This is a genomic window from Desulfobotulus sp. (assembly GCF_034006065.1).
GTDB lineage: Bacteria > Desulfobacterota > Desulfobacteria > Desulfobacterales > ASO4-4 > Desulfobotulus.
The window spans coordinates 1-14,403 of the sequence record NZ_JAVETM010000012.1; the positions used below are offsets into that span (position 1 = coordinate 1).

At 56.9% G+C, this 14,403-nt stretch carries 16 protein-coding genes; 6 read left to right on the forward strand and 10 right to left on the reverse strand.

Translation table 11 applies throughout. From position 1 onward, the window contains the following. From RBR60_RS06455 to RBR60_RS06465, 3 genes are all read right to left on the reverse strand, one after another. Positions 1-404 (reverse strand): hypothetical protein (locus RBR60_RS06455; protein WP_320355069.1); only part of this gene is annotated, 404 nt, incomplete at its 3' end. Positions 405-477: 73 nt separating this feature from the next. Continuing rightward, a complete protein-coding gene (locus RBR60_RS06460) occupies positions 478-1,269 on the reverse strand; it encodes an exodeoxyribonuclease III (protein WP_320355070.1) in 792 nt (263 codons plus the stop codon). Between the two features lie 71 nt (positions 1,270-1,340). Further along, positions 1,341-2,348, reverse strand: coding sequence for an alpha-hydroxy-acid oxidizing protein (locus RBR60_RS06465; protein ID WP_320355071.1), 1,008 nt, complete (start codon positions 2,346-2,348; stop codon positions 1,341-1,343). A 293-nt stretch (positions 2,349-2,641) separates the two neighbouring features. Between RBR60_RS06465 and RBR60_RS06470 the strand changes: the two genes are divergently transcribed. Further along, positions 2,642-3,109, forward strand: coding sequence for a hypothetical protein (locus RBR60_RS06470; RefSeq protein ID WP_320355072.1), 468 nt, complete (start codon positions 2,642-2,644; stop codon positions 3,107-3,109). Next, positions 3,106-3,717, forward strand: a complete 612-nt coding sequence (locus RBR60_RS06475) for a hypothetical protein (RefSeq protein WP_320355073.1) — start codon at positions 3,106-3,108, stop codon at positions 3,715-3,717. Before RBR60_RS06470 ends, RBR60_RS06475 begins: the two co-directional genes overlap by 4 nt. Before the next feature lie 123 nt (positions 3,718-3,840). Here the strand turns inward: RBR60_RS06475 and RBR60_RS06480 are convergent, their stop codons facing one another. The 6 genes from RBR60_RS06480 to RBR60_RS06505 are packed head-to-tail and all read right to left on the reverse strand — an operon-like array spanning position 3,841 to position 9,528. Next, a complete protein-coding gene (locus tag RBR60_RS06480; protein ID WP_320355074.1) occupies positions 3,841-4,137 on the reverse strand; it encodes a hypothetical protein in 297 nt (98 codons plus the stop codon). A 48-nt stretch (positions 4,138-4,185) separates the two neighbouring features. Next, positions 4,186-5,178 (reverse strand): NAD-dependent epimerase/dehydratase family protein, encoded by a 993-nt coding sequence (locus tag RBR60_RS06485; RefSeq protein WP_320355075.1) that lies wholly within the window; start codon positions 5,176-5,178, stop codon positions 4,186-4,188. Next, entirely contained in the window at positions 5,175-6,851 is a 1,677-nt protein-coding gene (locus tag RBR60_RS06490) for a fatty acid CoA ligase family protein (RefSeq protein ID WP_320355076.1), read from the reverse strand. The genes RBR60_RS06485 and RBR60_RS06490 overlap by 4 nt, the downstream gene beginning before the upstream one ends. Positions 6,852-6,894: 43 nt before the next feature. Next, positions 6,895-7,566, reverse strand: a complete 672-nt coding sequence (locus RBR60_RS06495; protein ID WP_320355077.1) for a hypothetical protein — start codon at positions 7,564-7,566, stop codon at positions 6,895-6,897. A gap of 11 nt (positions 7,567-7,577) precedes the next feature. Next, positions 7,578-8,477 (reverse strand): alpha/beta fold hydrolase, encoded by a 900-nt coding sequence (locus RBR60_RS06500; RefSeq protein WP_320355078.1) that lies wholly within the window; start codon positions 8,475-8,477, stop codon positions 7,578-7,580. Between the two features lie 10 nt (positions 8,478-8,487). Further along, entirely contained in the window at positions 8,488-9,528 is a 1,041-nt protein-coding gene (locus RBR60_RS06505) for a 3-oxoacyl-ACP synthase III (RefSeq protein WP_320355079.1), read from the reverse strand. Positions 9,529-9,798: 270 nt separating this feature from the next. Between RBR60_RS06505 and RBR60_RS06510 the strand changes: the two genes are divergently transcribed. From RBR60_RS06510 to RBR60_RS06520, 3 genes are all read left to right on the forward strand, one after another. Next, entirely contained in the window at positions 9,799-10,785 is a 987-nt protein-coding gene (locus RBR60_RS06510) for a MoxR family ATPase (RefSeq protein ID WP_320355080.1), read from the forward strand. Further along, complete coding sequence (locus RBR60_RS06515) at positions 10,785-12,125, forward strand: DUF2201 family putative metallopeptidase (RefSeq protein WP_320355081.1); 1,341 nt, start codon at positions 10,785-10,787, stop codon at positions 12,123-12,125. The genes RBR60_RS06510 and RBR60_RS06515 overlap by 1 nt, the downstream gene beginning before the upstream one ends. A 70-nt stretch (positions 12,126-12,195) precedes the next feature. Further along, positions 12,196-12,666, forward strand: coding sequence for a hypothetical protein (locus RBR60_RS06520; RefSeq protein ID WP_320355082.1), 471 nt, complete (start codon positions 12,196-12,198; stop codon positions 12,664-12,666). A 146-nt stretch (positions 12,667-12,812) separates the two neighbouring features. On the opposite strand, the gene RBR60_RS06525 is transcribed toward RBR60_RS06520, so the two are convergent. Beyond that, the gene (locus RBR60_RS06525; RefSeq protein ID WP_320355083.1) at positions 12,813-13,805 is read right to left on the reverse strand and encodes an arsenic resistance protein; all 993 of its coding nucleotides are present in this window, start codon (positions 13,803-13,805) and stop codon (positions 12,813-12,815) included. 128 nt (positions 13,806-13,933) lie between these two features. On the opposite strand from RBR60_RS06525, the gene RBR60_RS06530 reads away from it, so the two are divergent. Beyond that, entirely contained in the window at positions 13,934-14,359 is a 426-nt protein-coding gene (locus RBR60_RS06530; protein WP_320355084.1) for a hypothetical protein, read from the forward strand. The last annotated feature ends 44 nt before the right edge of the window (positions 14,360-14,403 follow it).

Here is a 14,403-nt window from a genome sequence, read left to right on the forward strand (position 1 = left end):
GGGGGGGGCGGTGTGGCGGGTTTGACCTGGGTGAGCTTGATGGAGATGTCTTCGAGGAGTCCAAACTTGGCGGTCTGATTCTCCATGAGCTTTTCCATGAGAGGGGCCAGGGACTCGCAGGCGGTGTTGCCTTCCACCTCCATGGACAGGCGGGCGAGAAGTTCATGGTTGAGGCTCTGGGATTCGAGAATGTGGGCCGTGAGCAGGGCCTGATCCGAGAGGCGCTGATCCACCCTCGTAAGATCTGCTTCACGCACCAGAAGAAGGTTGTGCGCGCAGCCGGAAAGAAGAAAGAGGGGCAGACACCATGCAAAGAGGTTTTGCCTGAGAGATAAGAAGAATTTGTGTAAGTACGCAAGGGATCGGGTCATGGGGGCTGTCTTGGCCAGGTAATGGGGGATCATGGGTGTGGGTTCGGACTTTCCTGAAAGAAAAGCAGGGTTGGGTTTTTGCGGATCAGGGCACATTTTCAGCACTTCAGGGGATTTCCAGGACCAGGCCCACAGGGCAGTGGTCGGAACCCATGAGTTCGTTTTCAATGAAGGCATCCCGGAGCCAGCCCCTTTCTACGATATTTCGGGAAACAAGGCAAAGGTCAATGCGCCAGCCTGCGTTGTTTTTACGGGCATTGGACCGGTAAGACCACCAGGAGTAGCGGATGGTATCCGGATAAAGATAGCGGAAGGTATCCACCCAGCCCTCGCTCATGAGGCGATCCAGCCAGTCCCTTTCAATGCGCAGGAAGCCTGAGGTGTTGGCATTGGCTTTGGGATGCTTCAGGTCCACCTCATTGTGGGCCGTATTAAAGTCTCCGCAGACAATGACAGGTCTTCCGTTTTGACGCATGGCGTCGGCATGGCGGAAAAAAGTCTCATAGAAGCGGAGTTTATAGTCAAGGCGCTCTTCGCCCATCTGGCCATTGGGAAAATAGACATTGAACAGGGTGAAGTGTTCAAAATCCAGCTGATTGACCCGGCCTTCGTCATCAAATTCCGCAATCCCCAGATCCGTTCCCATGGAAAGGGCCTGAACACGGCTGTAGGTCATGACACCGGAATATCCCTTCTTGTTTCGGCTGTAGCCCCAGACCTGATGGGGATAACCCGCAAGGGTGAGCATTTCCGGGCTGCGCTGAGCTTCCTGGAGCTTGGTTTCCTGAAGCATGAGAATATCTGCGTCCAGGGTTTTAACCGAAGATGCAAAATCCTTTTGCCATATGGCCCGGAGGCCATTGACATTCCAGGAAACAATACGGAGCGTTTTTCCCACCGTTTCTCCCTTGTGTCCTCAGGTCTTCAGAATGAAAGGGGGAGTGCCTGCGCACTCCCCTCAATCGGTTTTCAGTAAAGAATGGCTTCGTCCACGTCCGCGAGACTGGCGCATCCTGTCATGACCATGGCCTGCTTGAGCTCCATGCGGAGCTGCCGGATATAGGTGGTCACCCCTTCTTCCAGGCCACCGCAGGCGGCAATGGCAAAGGGTCGGCCGATGAGTACGGCGTCAGCGCCCAGAGCCAGCATCTTCAGGATATCCACGCCGCTGCGCACCCCCCCATCAACGAGGATTTTGAGGCGGCCTTTGACGGATTCGGCAATTTCCGGCAGCACATCGGCGGAGCCGGGCGTCATGTCCAGCACCCGGCCGCCATGATTGGAAACCACGATGGCATCAGCTCCGGCGTCCAGGGCCAGCTCCGCCTGATCCGGGGTCATGATGCCTTTGAGTATGAAGGGTCTTCCGATATATTTTTTGATTTCCCGGAGTTTTGTCACGGATTTTGCGGATACGGGGCGGCCCATGAGCCTCAGGGTGATGAGACCTGCGGCGTCAATGTCCATTCCGATGGCAAAGGCCTGGGTGCTGAGGGCTTTGTCCAGCTTTTCATAGAGTTCGGCATCTTCCCAGGGTTTGATAAAGGGAATGGCCTGACCAGCGGCATCCCGGATGGCTTCAAAGCCGCACTGGGAAATTTCCGGAGGAACGCCGTCTCCCGTACAGCCGATGATGCCTTCCTTGCGGCATCCATTGACAATGGCATGGATATAATCGGCCTCGGGAACCGCACCGCCCATATTATAGGAAATACCACCAATGGGAGCAGCCAGCAGGGGCATGTCCAGAGGAATACCGAAAAGCTCCGTGCGGGTGTCAGGCTCGGTCACCCCATGAATGAGGCGCATATTGAGGCGGAGATCCGAAAGGGCTTCGCTGTTGGCTCGAAAGGCTTCACCGGTTCCGATGCCCCCCATGCCGGGCACGCCGGATGCGCAGTTTTTGCCATTACAGATGGGGCAGACGCGGCAGTAGCCGGTCATCCTTTCCCTTGCGTTATCCTTTATGGTTTTCATGGAAGGCCTCCTGAATACGGATGGGGTTGGATCGGAAAACGCGGGCAGGCCGGATATCCCCCGACCTCCCATGGCTTTTTCAGGACTATCTGCTAGCACTCCCATGAATAAAAAGCAAATCCTCCCATCATGATCCTTTACTTGAGGCGGAAAGACTTTTGGGCTAAAGAAGGAATGCGCTTATTCTTTAAACCCGGATGTGCGGGAGCCTTAATTCTCATGAAGACGCCCGGGCAGGGGGCTGGTTCTGCTGCCGGGACGGATGGAACTTTTTTAGCATATGGGGCGGGAACGTGTTCATTTTTACGAAAAAACAGCTTTACAAAGGCATGGATAAGGCCTTTGACCAGATTAAGCATGGGGTATACCGCAGGCTTGAGGCGCGATACTCCAAGGAAATGCAGATGGAAAAGGAAAAGGCGGGTTTGCTGGCTGCGGCCGTGACCAACCGACTTTTTTCCCTGCCCCCGGCCAGTGAGGAAGGGCGTCGTTTTCTTTCCGAGCATGAGGGCCGGGTGCGCAAGGCCACGGAAGCGCTCAAGGGAGATGGGGAAATTCTCCATGCCGTGACCCTGTCCCTGCGGCATCGTCAGAAGCTGCTTTTTACTCTGGTGGATGAGGGCAGGGCTTCGGGTGCGGCCATCAACAGGCCCCTTGATAATCTGATGAAAATGGGGCTCATGGGGGATGTTCGTGAGCTTTCGGAGCCCAAGGCTTTTTTGAAGTTTGCGCGTAAGTTTCTTCAGAATAGCCCGGAATGACAACAAAGGGATTTTCCATGGCGGCTCCGGAAACGGTTTACCACTACACCACAGGCAAAGCCCTTGGTGCCATTTTACGCTCAGGATTCCTTGAACCTTCTCCTTCCTTTTCAAGGGCCACGGAAAAACCTGTGGTCTGGTGTTCCATACGCAAAGATTGGGAACCCAGTGCGGCCTGCATCCAGACCTTGCCGGATGGCCGCGTGATCCGCAGGACAAAGGAGGAGATCCGGAAGCAGGAGGGGGGGCTTGTGCGCATCGCTCTTCTTGCCGATGCACGGATGTTCCATTGGGAGCAGTACAAACGCATCAGCCGTATTTCTCCCAAGCATCTGCGCATCTTAACCCTGTTTGCCCAGGGATGTGGTGCAGATCCCCAGGATTGGCGGGTGTCATTTCATCCCCTGCCCGCAAGGTTCTGGGCCTGTGTGGAAATGGAGGATGCCCGGACCGGGGTCTGGCAGCCCCTCTCCCTGAGAACAGGAGCGGACCTGGCTTCCTTGCTGCGTGAGATCCGAAGCTGTCTGCCCGCCATGGGAGAAGGGCAAAGAGTACGCCTGCATACGCAACTGGAGAGGCTGGGGGCCTTCTGGGCCAGGGGCGCATGAAAAATGAAGGATTTCTCTTGGCTGGCGGCTTAAAAAAATGCTGACAGGATGAAAAGAAACGGGGCGGATCTCCTTGAAGGGGATCCGCCCCGTTCTCATTGGGGCTTGGGCCGAGAGGGCCGTCTATCGGCCATGGTGGGTTGCAAGATAGTCAATGAGCAGGATCTTTTCCGCTTCCGTCAGTGTGGCGCCTTTGCCCATCATGCGGTTGACGGTTCGTTCCCATTGGCGTTTGTCTTTTTGGGTGCGTGTCACTTTGTCGACCCCGTGGCAGACGGCGCATCGGTTTTCGAGAATCGCCAGTCCCTCTGCTGGGGTTGCATCCACGGTTGGTGATGCGCTGGCAGGTCCCATGGAAAGGAGCAAGAGGGCGGATCCCAATGCGGGAAGGGCAAAAGTCAGGACGTTTTTTCTGAGCATGATCCATCTCCTTATTCTGGAAGGATTTTTGGGGAAAACCAAAACAACTCAGACACGATTCAGGTGGCGCGCCAGCCGGGAAAGGCCTTCTTCCCTGGAAATGAGGGGAGTATAACCCGTATCCCGGATAAGGTTTTCAATATCAAACCAGTGGGCGGTGGTCATTTCCTTCACGGTGAAGGTGGTGAGTATGGGTTCTCCCGGAAGATGAAGAACACGATAGATCGTTTCGAGAAAAAGTGCCAGCCCAAGGGCCAGTTTCAGGGGAATCCGTCGGGTTACGGGAGGTTTGCCTCCGGCTTGTAAAATGGCATCCACCATGTCCCAGAGGGGAGTGGGGCTGTTGTCGGAAACAAAATAAATGCTGCCGGAAAGGTGTGCTTTTTCAGCGAGGGCCTGGTCCGCAAGAAGATGAGCCTGGGCTGCATTGTCGATATAAACGGTGTCAATGAGGGGGTTGCGGGGGCCGATGCGCGCAAGGCGCTTGGCCCTGGCAAGAATCCTTGGGACAAGATGGTTGTCGCCCGGCCCCCAGATGAGGTGGGGCCTTAAAATCATGCAAGCGAGGCCTTTTTCCGCAGCTTCCCTTACTTTTTTTTCCGCCTCTGCCTTGGTTCTGGGGTAGGCTGCGCTGTAGCTTGCCGGGTAGGGGCAGGCGGCATCGACACCTTCCATATCCTTGCCGTTGAAGACCACCGAAGGCGAGCTTGTGTGGATGAGGCGAGCGCCCGCAGATCGGCATGCGGCGATGACATTTTCCGTACCGTCCACATGGATGCTGCGATAGACCTCTTCAGGTCCCCATACCCCGGCAAGGGCTGCGGTGTGAAAAACCGTATCCACGCCTTCGGCGGCCCGCATTACTTTTTCTGGGTCGCGGATATCGGCCTGTATCCAGGCAAGATTTTCTTTTGTTTCAGGAATTGCTGTTTTTCCCCTGGCGAGTATGCGGACTTCCCAGCCCTTTTCCAGCAGTTTTTTCGTAATGGCGAAACCAAGAAAGCCATTGCCGCCTGTGACCAGCGCTTTTGGGATTTTCATCCTGCCTCCTGACGGCCCTTTGCCTGGCCCAAGTGTTTTTCCGCCCAGAGGGCGAGGGTTTCTCTGTGAATTTTGGCATTGTGACGGATATCCACGGGAAAGTCCGGGTGAAAGAGGAGATGGCGGATACCGGAGGTATGATCAAAGGCGCCTGCCAGTTGGAGAAGTTCGCTGCGGAGCTCCTCTTGTTTTTTGCGGCTCAGCTTTTGATTCTGAAGTTCAATGACGATGATGGGCGTTTGTTTTCCTCTGGGACCGATACCCACCAGAGCACTGCGGCGGACTTCCTTGTGGGTATTAAAAATGGCCTCACAGGGTAGGGTATAGGCTTCTCCCTGCGGAGTGCAGACTCTGTGGGATTTGCGTCCGCAGAACCAGAATCTGCCGGAATTGTCCTTCCAGGCCAGATCGCCCATGCGGTGCCAGAATCCCTTGACATCCCTGATTTTGGCAAGGCGGTCCGCCTGGGAATTTTCAAAATAGGCGGCGGTGACCATGGGGCCTCTGGCGATGATTTCTCCGATTTCGCCCTCGGGAAGTTCTGTGGCCTGGTCGAGGGTTTCAATGGCCTCGTCGGTGATGGCAATGATGCGGATTTCAACGCCTCTGAAGGGTCTTCCCACGCAGATGCCCATGCCCTGATCTGTGAAAGAACGTGTTTCCGAGAGAATTTCTGCGGCGGTGATGCCCATGAGGGGCACCGCTTCCGTTGCGCCATAGGGTGTATGGAGCAGGGCCGGATTTCCGATCACAGGCACAAAGGACTGAAGAATGTCCGATCGCACAGGCGCGCCTGCGCAGACCACCCGTTTGAGGCTGGGAAGGCGTATGCCTTCCCGGCTTCCATAACGCCCCAGGCGGTCGAGGAGGGCCGGAGAGCAGAACATGGTGGTAATGCCATGGTGACGGATGGCTTCAAGCAGCGGCCTTGGGTCGGCTTTTCCCGGTTTTGTGGGGTCCATTTCCGGTATAAAGGCCGTTATGCCCAATGCGGGATCGAAAAGGGCAAACAGGGGGAAGGTGGGGAGATCCCGATCTTCATCGGTAATTTCAAACTGCTGGCGCAGGGTCTGGATCTGGGCCCGGAAGTTGCCGTGGGTATAGCAGACCCCCTTGGCAGGCCCCGTACTGCCCGTGGTGAAAAGAATGGCAGCCAGGGTTTCCGGTTCACAAGGGGCCATTTCAAAGCCTGTGGCTTCGGAGGTGAGAAGGCCGTCGAGACTCTGGATACCGGAAAAAGGCAAGGAAAGGGTACTCACCCGATGGCGTACATGGGAAAAGGCTCTGGGAAAAAGCCTGCTGAAAAGGTGGGCCTTGGGAATACCCACCAGGGCCGTGGCCTGGGTGGAGGCCAGGCAATCCGCCATGCGGCGGAGACCCATGCCGGGATCCACCACCACAGGCACGAGTCCTGCCTTGAAAAGAGCGAAGGTAAGGATGAAAAAATCCCTGCCCGGCGGTACCATGAGCACGGTGCGGGTGCCGGGTGCCAGGCCCATGGCCTGAAAACCTGCGGCGGCTTTGGTGCTTAAGGTATCAAGCTGGGAAAAGGTGAGCTGGGTGGTGCGCAGATGGCCTCTGACACTTTTACCCGCAGGCATGACCAGGGCGCGTTTATGGGGCATGCGTGCGGCATTTTCCGTAAGCATGCGGGCGATGTTGGCGTTTGCCATTTGAAAAGACCTCTGGAAAAGGGGTTGGGGTGAAGCCGCGCACTCAGGAAGGGTTCCATGGCAGCCATTGGAAGAGACGATCCAGCCTGCCGGGCTGGGTTTCAAAGGGGTCTGCGCTGAGGCGCAGGGTTTTTTCCCGTGAAAGGGTGTGGGTGGTGCGGAGTTCCGAAGCCAGGGTAGCGGCTTCAAGTCGGATGGCTTCCTCGCCCTTGGCCGCATTGACAAGGTGGGTGACATACAGGGCCTGCAGGGCGCTCTGAATCCTTGTGATGGTGGTTTCCACCTCCCGCTTCAGGCTTTCCCACTCCCGAATTTCTGTCTGGGGAATGCGTCTTTGCTCGGGGAATCGGGTGGCGATGGCTTCAATGCGCAGAATTTCCTCCTTGATGAGGCGAAGTTCCGCGTTAAGTCCCCTCAGGGCCTGATAGCTTTCGGGAAGATACTGCCAGGTAAAGGCCAGAAGCGCATCATCCATGGTAAGATGTTCAAAGACTTCAGCGGGGTAGATGGCGGGTTTTTCTTCGTTGCTGGGGAGAAGAAATAAAATGGCAAAGGCGCCGACCACAGCCAAGAGAAAAAGAAGAAGGGAAACCAGGAAGATCTTTTTTTTCGATCTTCTGGGTGGCGGAGGCGGTGGGGGCGGGGGTTCCGGCGTGTTTTTCCTGCCCTTTACTTTCTGGGGTTCCTTGGTCTTGGCGCTGCTGTCTTTTTGCAAGGGTAAACCTTTCAGGATCCTTGGTGGCTCAGAAAATCTTTCAGTATGGTCATGCAGGCCTGGGTCTCATCCTCAAAAAGATAATGACCGGCCTGGGGAAAACTGTGACAGACCGCTTCCGGAAAATGTTGTTTCCAGAGATCCCGGTATTCTGTGTCAAAGACAAAATCCTTTTCTCCCCAGAGAAGGCATTTGGGGATGGGGGCGAGCAGAGGCAGGTTCTTTTCCGCCCAGGCCACAGCCGCATAGGCGGAATCTTCCGGTTTCAGGGGGATGTCCTGTACAAAGGCCAGGTGAGCCCTTCTGTGGGCGGGTCTGCCATAGGGGAAAAGGTAGGCTTTGCGAATGACTGGATCCAGGCCTTTTTTAGAGCAGAACCAAAGTGCTGCCCTTGCAAAGAGATTGAGACCAAGGATGGCTGGGGCGGCGATGGGAAGAACATCCCGGCCCAGCCGAATGCGCAGGGGCAGTTTTTTGTGCGCGGGTTTTAAAAAACCTGCGGTGTTGGTGATGGTGAGGCTTAAGATCCGATGCGGTTGCCGCAGGGCCAGAAGCGTGCCGATCATTCCCCCCCAATCGTGTACAAGGAGGTGAAGGGGTGTGCCCGGTGCAACGGCTTCAAGAAAGGCTTCCATATCTGAAACCCGCTGCATGAGGGTGTGGGGATGTTTTCCGGGATGGGGTTTGTCCGAAAGCCCCATGCCGATGTGGTCCGGAGCCAGCACACGGTATTGGGGACTCAGGGTCTTTACCACCTCCCTGAAGTAAAAGCTCCAGGTGGGATTGCCATGGAGACAGAGTACCAGGGGACCCGTACCCTCATCGACATAGTGCATGGCAAAGCCGTGGACCTGGGTGAAGTGGGAGGAAAAAGGGTACAGATTCTGGAGAAAGGGAGGAGCGACTTGCATGGGAAGATCCTTACCAGTCAAGGGCCAGGAGCAGGCAGTTGAGTCCGGAGCCAATGCCCAGAAACCCGGTTCTGTGGCCGGGCTGAAGAAAGCCCTGTTCTGCGGCGACGGCCGCTGTGATGGGCAGGGATACGGTGCCCATATTACCGAGAAAGGGGAAGGTGGGGTAGTCTTTTTCCAGAGGAATGCCAATGGCCTTTAGTACGGTTTCCCGGTGGGCTGCGCCCACCTGATGGCAGATGATGCGATGGAGGTCTTCCCGATCCAGGTTCAGGGTTTCAAGAAAGGCCCTGAAGGTCTGAACCCCGAGGTCCACACCCTGACGGAGTACGGCTGCGGCGTCCGTGCGCATGCGCATGGGCGCGGAGGCGGGAATGCCCGTGTCCGGTCCCCAGATGCATAAGTCATAGCAGGCGCTTCTGTTCCGGACTACGCCGCCGAGAAGGGCATGGCCCGAAGGTCCGCAGTCTTTTTTTCCGAGAACGATGGCCGCAGCCCCGGAACCGCCGGTGAGCGTGGCCAACCCCTGGGTGAAGGTTTCCATGGTGGGACGGGCCAGCATGGCTTCCATGGTAAGGTCCATGATCTGGCGGGAGGACTCGCAGGCCACCACCATGCCGCTACGGATGCGGCCTGCTTCAATGGCATCGGCCACAAGGAGTGTGGCATTGATCATGCCGAGGCAGGCATTGGAAAGGTCAAAAAGGTGGACATGGTCGGATAGGCCCAGGCCCTGAGCCACGGCGCAGGCTGTGGCGGGTTCCAGATTTTCCCGGCACACGGCGGCGTAAATGAGCATATCTATGTCTTTAGCCCGCATTCCGGCCTGTTCCAGGGCGGATCTGCCTGCGGCAATGGCCCCATGGGACAGGGGCATGCCCGGATCCCATTGCCTGCGTTCCTGAACGCCGGTGAGAGCTTCGAGCTGTCCCGGCCTCAGCCGGAGTTTTTCATATAAGGGGGCAAGGCGCACTTCAATCTCTTCGGAGGTGAGAACATGGGAGGGAAGTTCATAGCCGATGGCCTTGATGTCAACGCAGGTGTAATGCAAGGAAGCCTCATCAATCCTGGCCTGGATTCAGGCAGAAAGGTGCGCGGTCAGCAGGTCAGGAGGGAGCCTGCGCTGGGTTCGGAGCGCGGTTGGGTTTGGGCAGCACGCTGAATATGGGGAGTTTATAGCTTGAGTCTCGTTTTTTGGCAAGGCAGGGTGAAAGGGAAAAGGCAGGGTATATTTTTTTGGAGAAACAAAAAATATTTGACAAATAAACTATGGTTAGGCAAAAAGCTTCAGGTTGATAAATTTTAGCACCGGAGGAATAACATGCGAGCCCGCGCCGTACAGACTGCCATTGAAACCCTTGTCACCGCAGGACAGCCCCTTTACATCTGGGGCCCTCCGGGTATCGGAAAAAGTGATGTGGTCCGGGAGGCTGCCCGGGCCCTCGGCCGTGAACTGGTGGATATCCGCGCCCTGCTTCTCGATCCCGTGGACCTGAGGGGGCTTCCCCGCATCGACGGAGAAGGCCGGACTTCCTGGTCTCCGCCGGATTTTCTTCCGGAATCGGGCCGGGGCATTCTGTTTCTCGATGAGCTGAACGCAGCCCCTCCCCTGGTGCAGGCGGCCTGCTACCAGCTGGTACTGGATCGCCGCATCGGCGACTATCGCCTGCCGGAGGGCTGGTCTGTGGTGGCCGCAGGCAACCGGGAGACCGACCGTTCCGTGACCCACCGCATGCCCTCGGCCCTGGCCAACCGCTTCACCCATGTGGATTTTGAGGTGCGCCTTGAGGACTGGGTGGACTGGGCCCTGAAAGAGGGAATGGCACCGGAGGTCATTGCCTTTCTCCGGTTCAGGCCGAGGCTTCTCCATGATTTCGATCCTGGGCGCAATGAAAAGGCCTTTCCCACGCCAAGATCCTGGGCCTTTGTCTCCCGCATTCTCGATGCCACGGATGATGGAGAAATCCTGAAACCCCTTGTGGCGGGAACGGTGGGGGCAGGTGCGGCTGCGGAATTTTCGGGTTTTCTTGAGGTGTGCCGGGAGCTTCCCTCTGCGGAAAGCCTTCTTGCCGATCCCAGAGGCTGGCGTCTGCCCCAGGATAACCCCGCCCTTCTCTATGCCCTCTGCGAACTTCTGGCCAGCCATGCCAGCCCCGAAAGTTTTGTCGCCATCACGGAAATTGCCGCAGGCCTTCCCGTGGAATTTGCCGTACTCCTGATCCGGGATTCCCTGCGTAAGGATGCCTCCCTGGTGGATACGGGGGCCTTTGTGGACTGGGCCGAAGCCCATGCGGAGATCCTTGTCTGATGTCTTTTCAGGAAAGCCCGGAAGGGGCGGCCTTTCTTATCCGCAAGGCGAGAACCCGGCTCCTTCTCGATCATCCCTTTTTCGGAACCATTGCCATGGGCCTTAAGCCCATGCCCGATCCGGACTGCCCCACAGCCTGGACCGATGGCCGCATTCTCGGCTACAGGCCCGACTATATCCGCCTTCTTCCCTTTGAGACCCTGAAAGGGCTTGTGGCCCATCTTGTGCTGCATACGGCCCTTGGCCATCCTGGCCGGAGAAAGGGCAGGGACCCTGCCCTCTGGAACATGGCCTGTGACCACACCATGAACTGGATGCTGGTGGAAGCGGGGTTCAGGCTTCCCGAAGGCTATCTTGATGACCCGGAACTGCGTCACCTTTCTGCGGAGCGGGCCTATGATCTGCTTGTCAGCCGCATGGAAAAGGAGGCGGGGCAGGGCAGGGCGGAGCCCGGTTCCGGGAAAAACGGGGACGGGGAGGAAATGGAAGGCGAGGGGCCTCAGGGCGAAAGGCTTGGCGGCAGCAGTGATACGGAAGGAAGCAGCAGTGAGGGTGTTTCGGATTCCGAAGACGGCGACAGCACAGGCCACGCGGATGAAAAAAAGGAGGCTTTGGATACGGAAAAAAACGGAGGGGGTGATCCCGGTGGCAGCGGCGAGGTCCGGGACAGCGACAGCCCCGGTGAGGGCCGGGACGGAGACGCTGCGGAAAGCGCTGCCGACTCTCTGGTGGCCAAGGCCCTGATGACGGAGCGGGACTGCGGGGATCTTCCGGCCAGTCTTCTGCGCGAGGTGCGTCAGGCCCTGGAGCCGGGTATGGACTGGCGTATGCTCCTCAGCCGTTTTATCGATCAGAGTGCACGCAGCGATTATGCCTGGTCTCCGCCCAACCGCAGGTATCTGCATCAGGGCATCTATCTGCCTTCGGTGCGGAGCGAGGAAGCGGATCGCATTGTTCTTGTGGTGGATACTTCCGGCAGCATATCCGATGGGGAACTGGATCTGTTCTGTGCGGAAGTATCCGCCATCCTGACCTCCTTTGCCGGAGAGATTCTGGTGATGGGCTGCGATCAGGCCGTGGCCGGGGTTTTTTCCCTCTCCCGTTCGGATCTGCCCTTAGAACCCCTTTTTACGGGCGGGGGCGGTACGGATTTCCGGGCCCCTTTTCGCTGGCTGGAAAAGGAGGGGATTGCTCCCCGCTGCTTTGTCTATCTGACGGATCTTGCCTGTTCCCATTATCCTGAAGAGCCGGATTTTCCCGTGCTCTGGGCGGTGTGCGGGGAAGGGAGGCGTGAGGCCCCCCCGTTCGGAGAGCTTGTGTATCTGGGAGGCGTTTCATAGCGGAAAAACCCTGGGACATGTGAAAGAACGACCCTGGAACATAAGGGGCATATCATAGGGAGGAGAAGGGATGGACATTAGCTGGAAGATTCAGAAAAAACGCGGCAACTATCGCCCGGTTCTGAACTGGGTCATCACACTGGAACCTGCGGAAATGGGGCTTGGCATGGCACCTCTGGCCGTGGATACGGGCATTCCCATGCCGCCTGCGTACTGGGAAGCCCACTGCTATCCCGGCCAGAACGAGAGGGCAGGGGCGGGGCGGCAGGGAAGCTGGGAGGTGATCACCCCTTCCCACAGGTCGGGAAAGGCCGAAGGCCGCATGATTCTCCCCTGGCGGGAGGACAATCTTTATCCTGAGGTGAGTGCGGGGTTTGAGCGGGTGCGCAGCGCCATGGAAAAGGCCCTGAGTCTTGCCGTAAAAAGCCTTCCCATGGATGAAGAGGGAAAAATGACCCTGGCCGAGATGGCCCGGAAACGCCTGGCTCCGGGTCTTGTGGCCGATCGCATGCTGGCCTCTGCTATGAAAAAGGTGGCATGACGGTTCTCTAAGATGGAAGGGAGACGGTGGTAACCGGATTATTGCCTGGCAGACGATGGATGAAAGACCGGGTGACAGGATAAAAAAGCCTCTTTCAGGGAGGCTTTTTTGCGATCCAGTAGCAAAAAAGGGGTGTCCTTTTCATGCTATGCTTTCAGGCCAAGTGAAGGTGAAACAGGGGCTGGCCCCAGAATACGGTCTGTGAACCGGACATACCAGGCAGCAGACTGCACCTGGACGATATAGGCCATGGCCACGACCAAGGCAGCCTGGGCACCCTGAGGGCCAAAGGCGTTGATGGCAATGGCAAGGGCAATGGATAAGTTGCGCATAACAGAGCCGTAAATCAGGGCAATGGCGTCATTACGGGGTAGAAAATACCTGCCGACCAGGGTGCTGATGCCAAAATTGATGCCATAAATCAGTACCAGGGGCATCAGGATCAGTCCCAGCATTTCCGGGGCTTCGGCAAGGGTTCGGGCTTTCAGAGCAATGGCAACAAAAACGATACCCAGCACACCGATGGTGGAAAGCCCAGGAAATTTCGGTGCGATATCTTTTTGAAATCGTGGCTGACCACAGGCCCGGATGAGGGCGGTCTGGGTGAGAAAGCCTGCGACCATGGGCAGGAAAACGATGAAGGCGATTTGCCGGACGACCAGCGCGAAATCCACGGAAATGGACGCGCCCATGAGGGCCTGAACATAAAAAGGGGTGGCAAAGGAGCCTAAGGTCAGGCCGATGACGGTCATCTTGACAGCGGCTTCCACATTGCCCCTGGCAAAACCTGTCCAGGAAATAGTCATGCCGCTGGTGGGCACCAGTCCCGCAAGCAGCAATCCCAGGGCCATGTAGGGATGATCCGCAAAGAAAATGCGGCCCATCCCCCAGGCGAGAAAGGGGACGATGCCAAAATTCAAAAGCTGCGTGAGAATCTGGGCTTTGCTGTCGCCTCCTTCGAGAACTTTGCGGATTTTGAGGGTTACCATCATGGGATAGACCATGAGAAAGGTGAGGGGCACAATGGCCATTTTCAGTCCGTCTGCGGGAAAAAAAATTCCATAGACAAAGCCTGCCCCCATCATGACCGGAATGGCCAGAGTGAGGTGTTTGTTGATGCCAAGAACGATCCGCCACATGAGAAACTCCTGAAAAAAAGTGTATGAAGAGAGCCCGTTGGGGTAGAAGAGTGAGCGGGGGAAAAATCGTTACACAAAAAAGAGAGACAGGTTCCTTTTGGCAAAGAACCAATGAAGGGGGGAATGTGATGAAAAATCGGGTGGTGGCATTTCTGGTCACAGGTTTTTTGGTATGTGCGGCCCTTGTTTCGTACACATACGGAACAGGCAGGAGTACGGTACAGCCTGCAAGTTTTGAGTTTGTAGTGGATTGGGATGCGTCCGAAGTTTCCTTTGAGCGGCACCATGGCACAGACTGGCTGACCCTGAAATGGAGGGAGTCTGGCGACGGGGGGTGCAGTTTCTGGATCGATGAATCGGGTGTGGCTGCCAGGGCGTCAGATTTGAAAGGTCACAGATTTCGCATTCATGTGAAGGTGACATCGGAGAAAATGGAGCTTGAATCCCTAGGAGGCACAGGCTGGAAAAAGCTGAGTTGCACCCCGCTTGCAGGGGGGGAACGACGGGCGGTCGTCAATGAGTACGGAATTCGGAGCGAGGTCGTCGTGCGCTAGATTAAGACGCGCTTTTGGAAAAATGCATTTGCAGCAGTATGGGG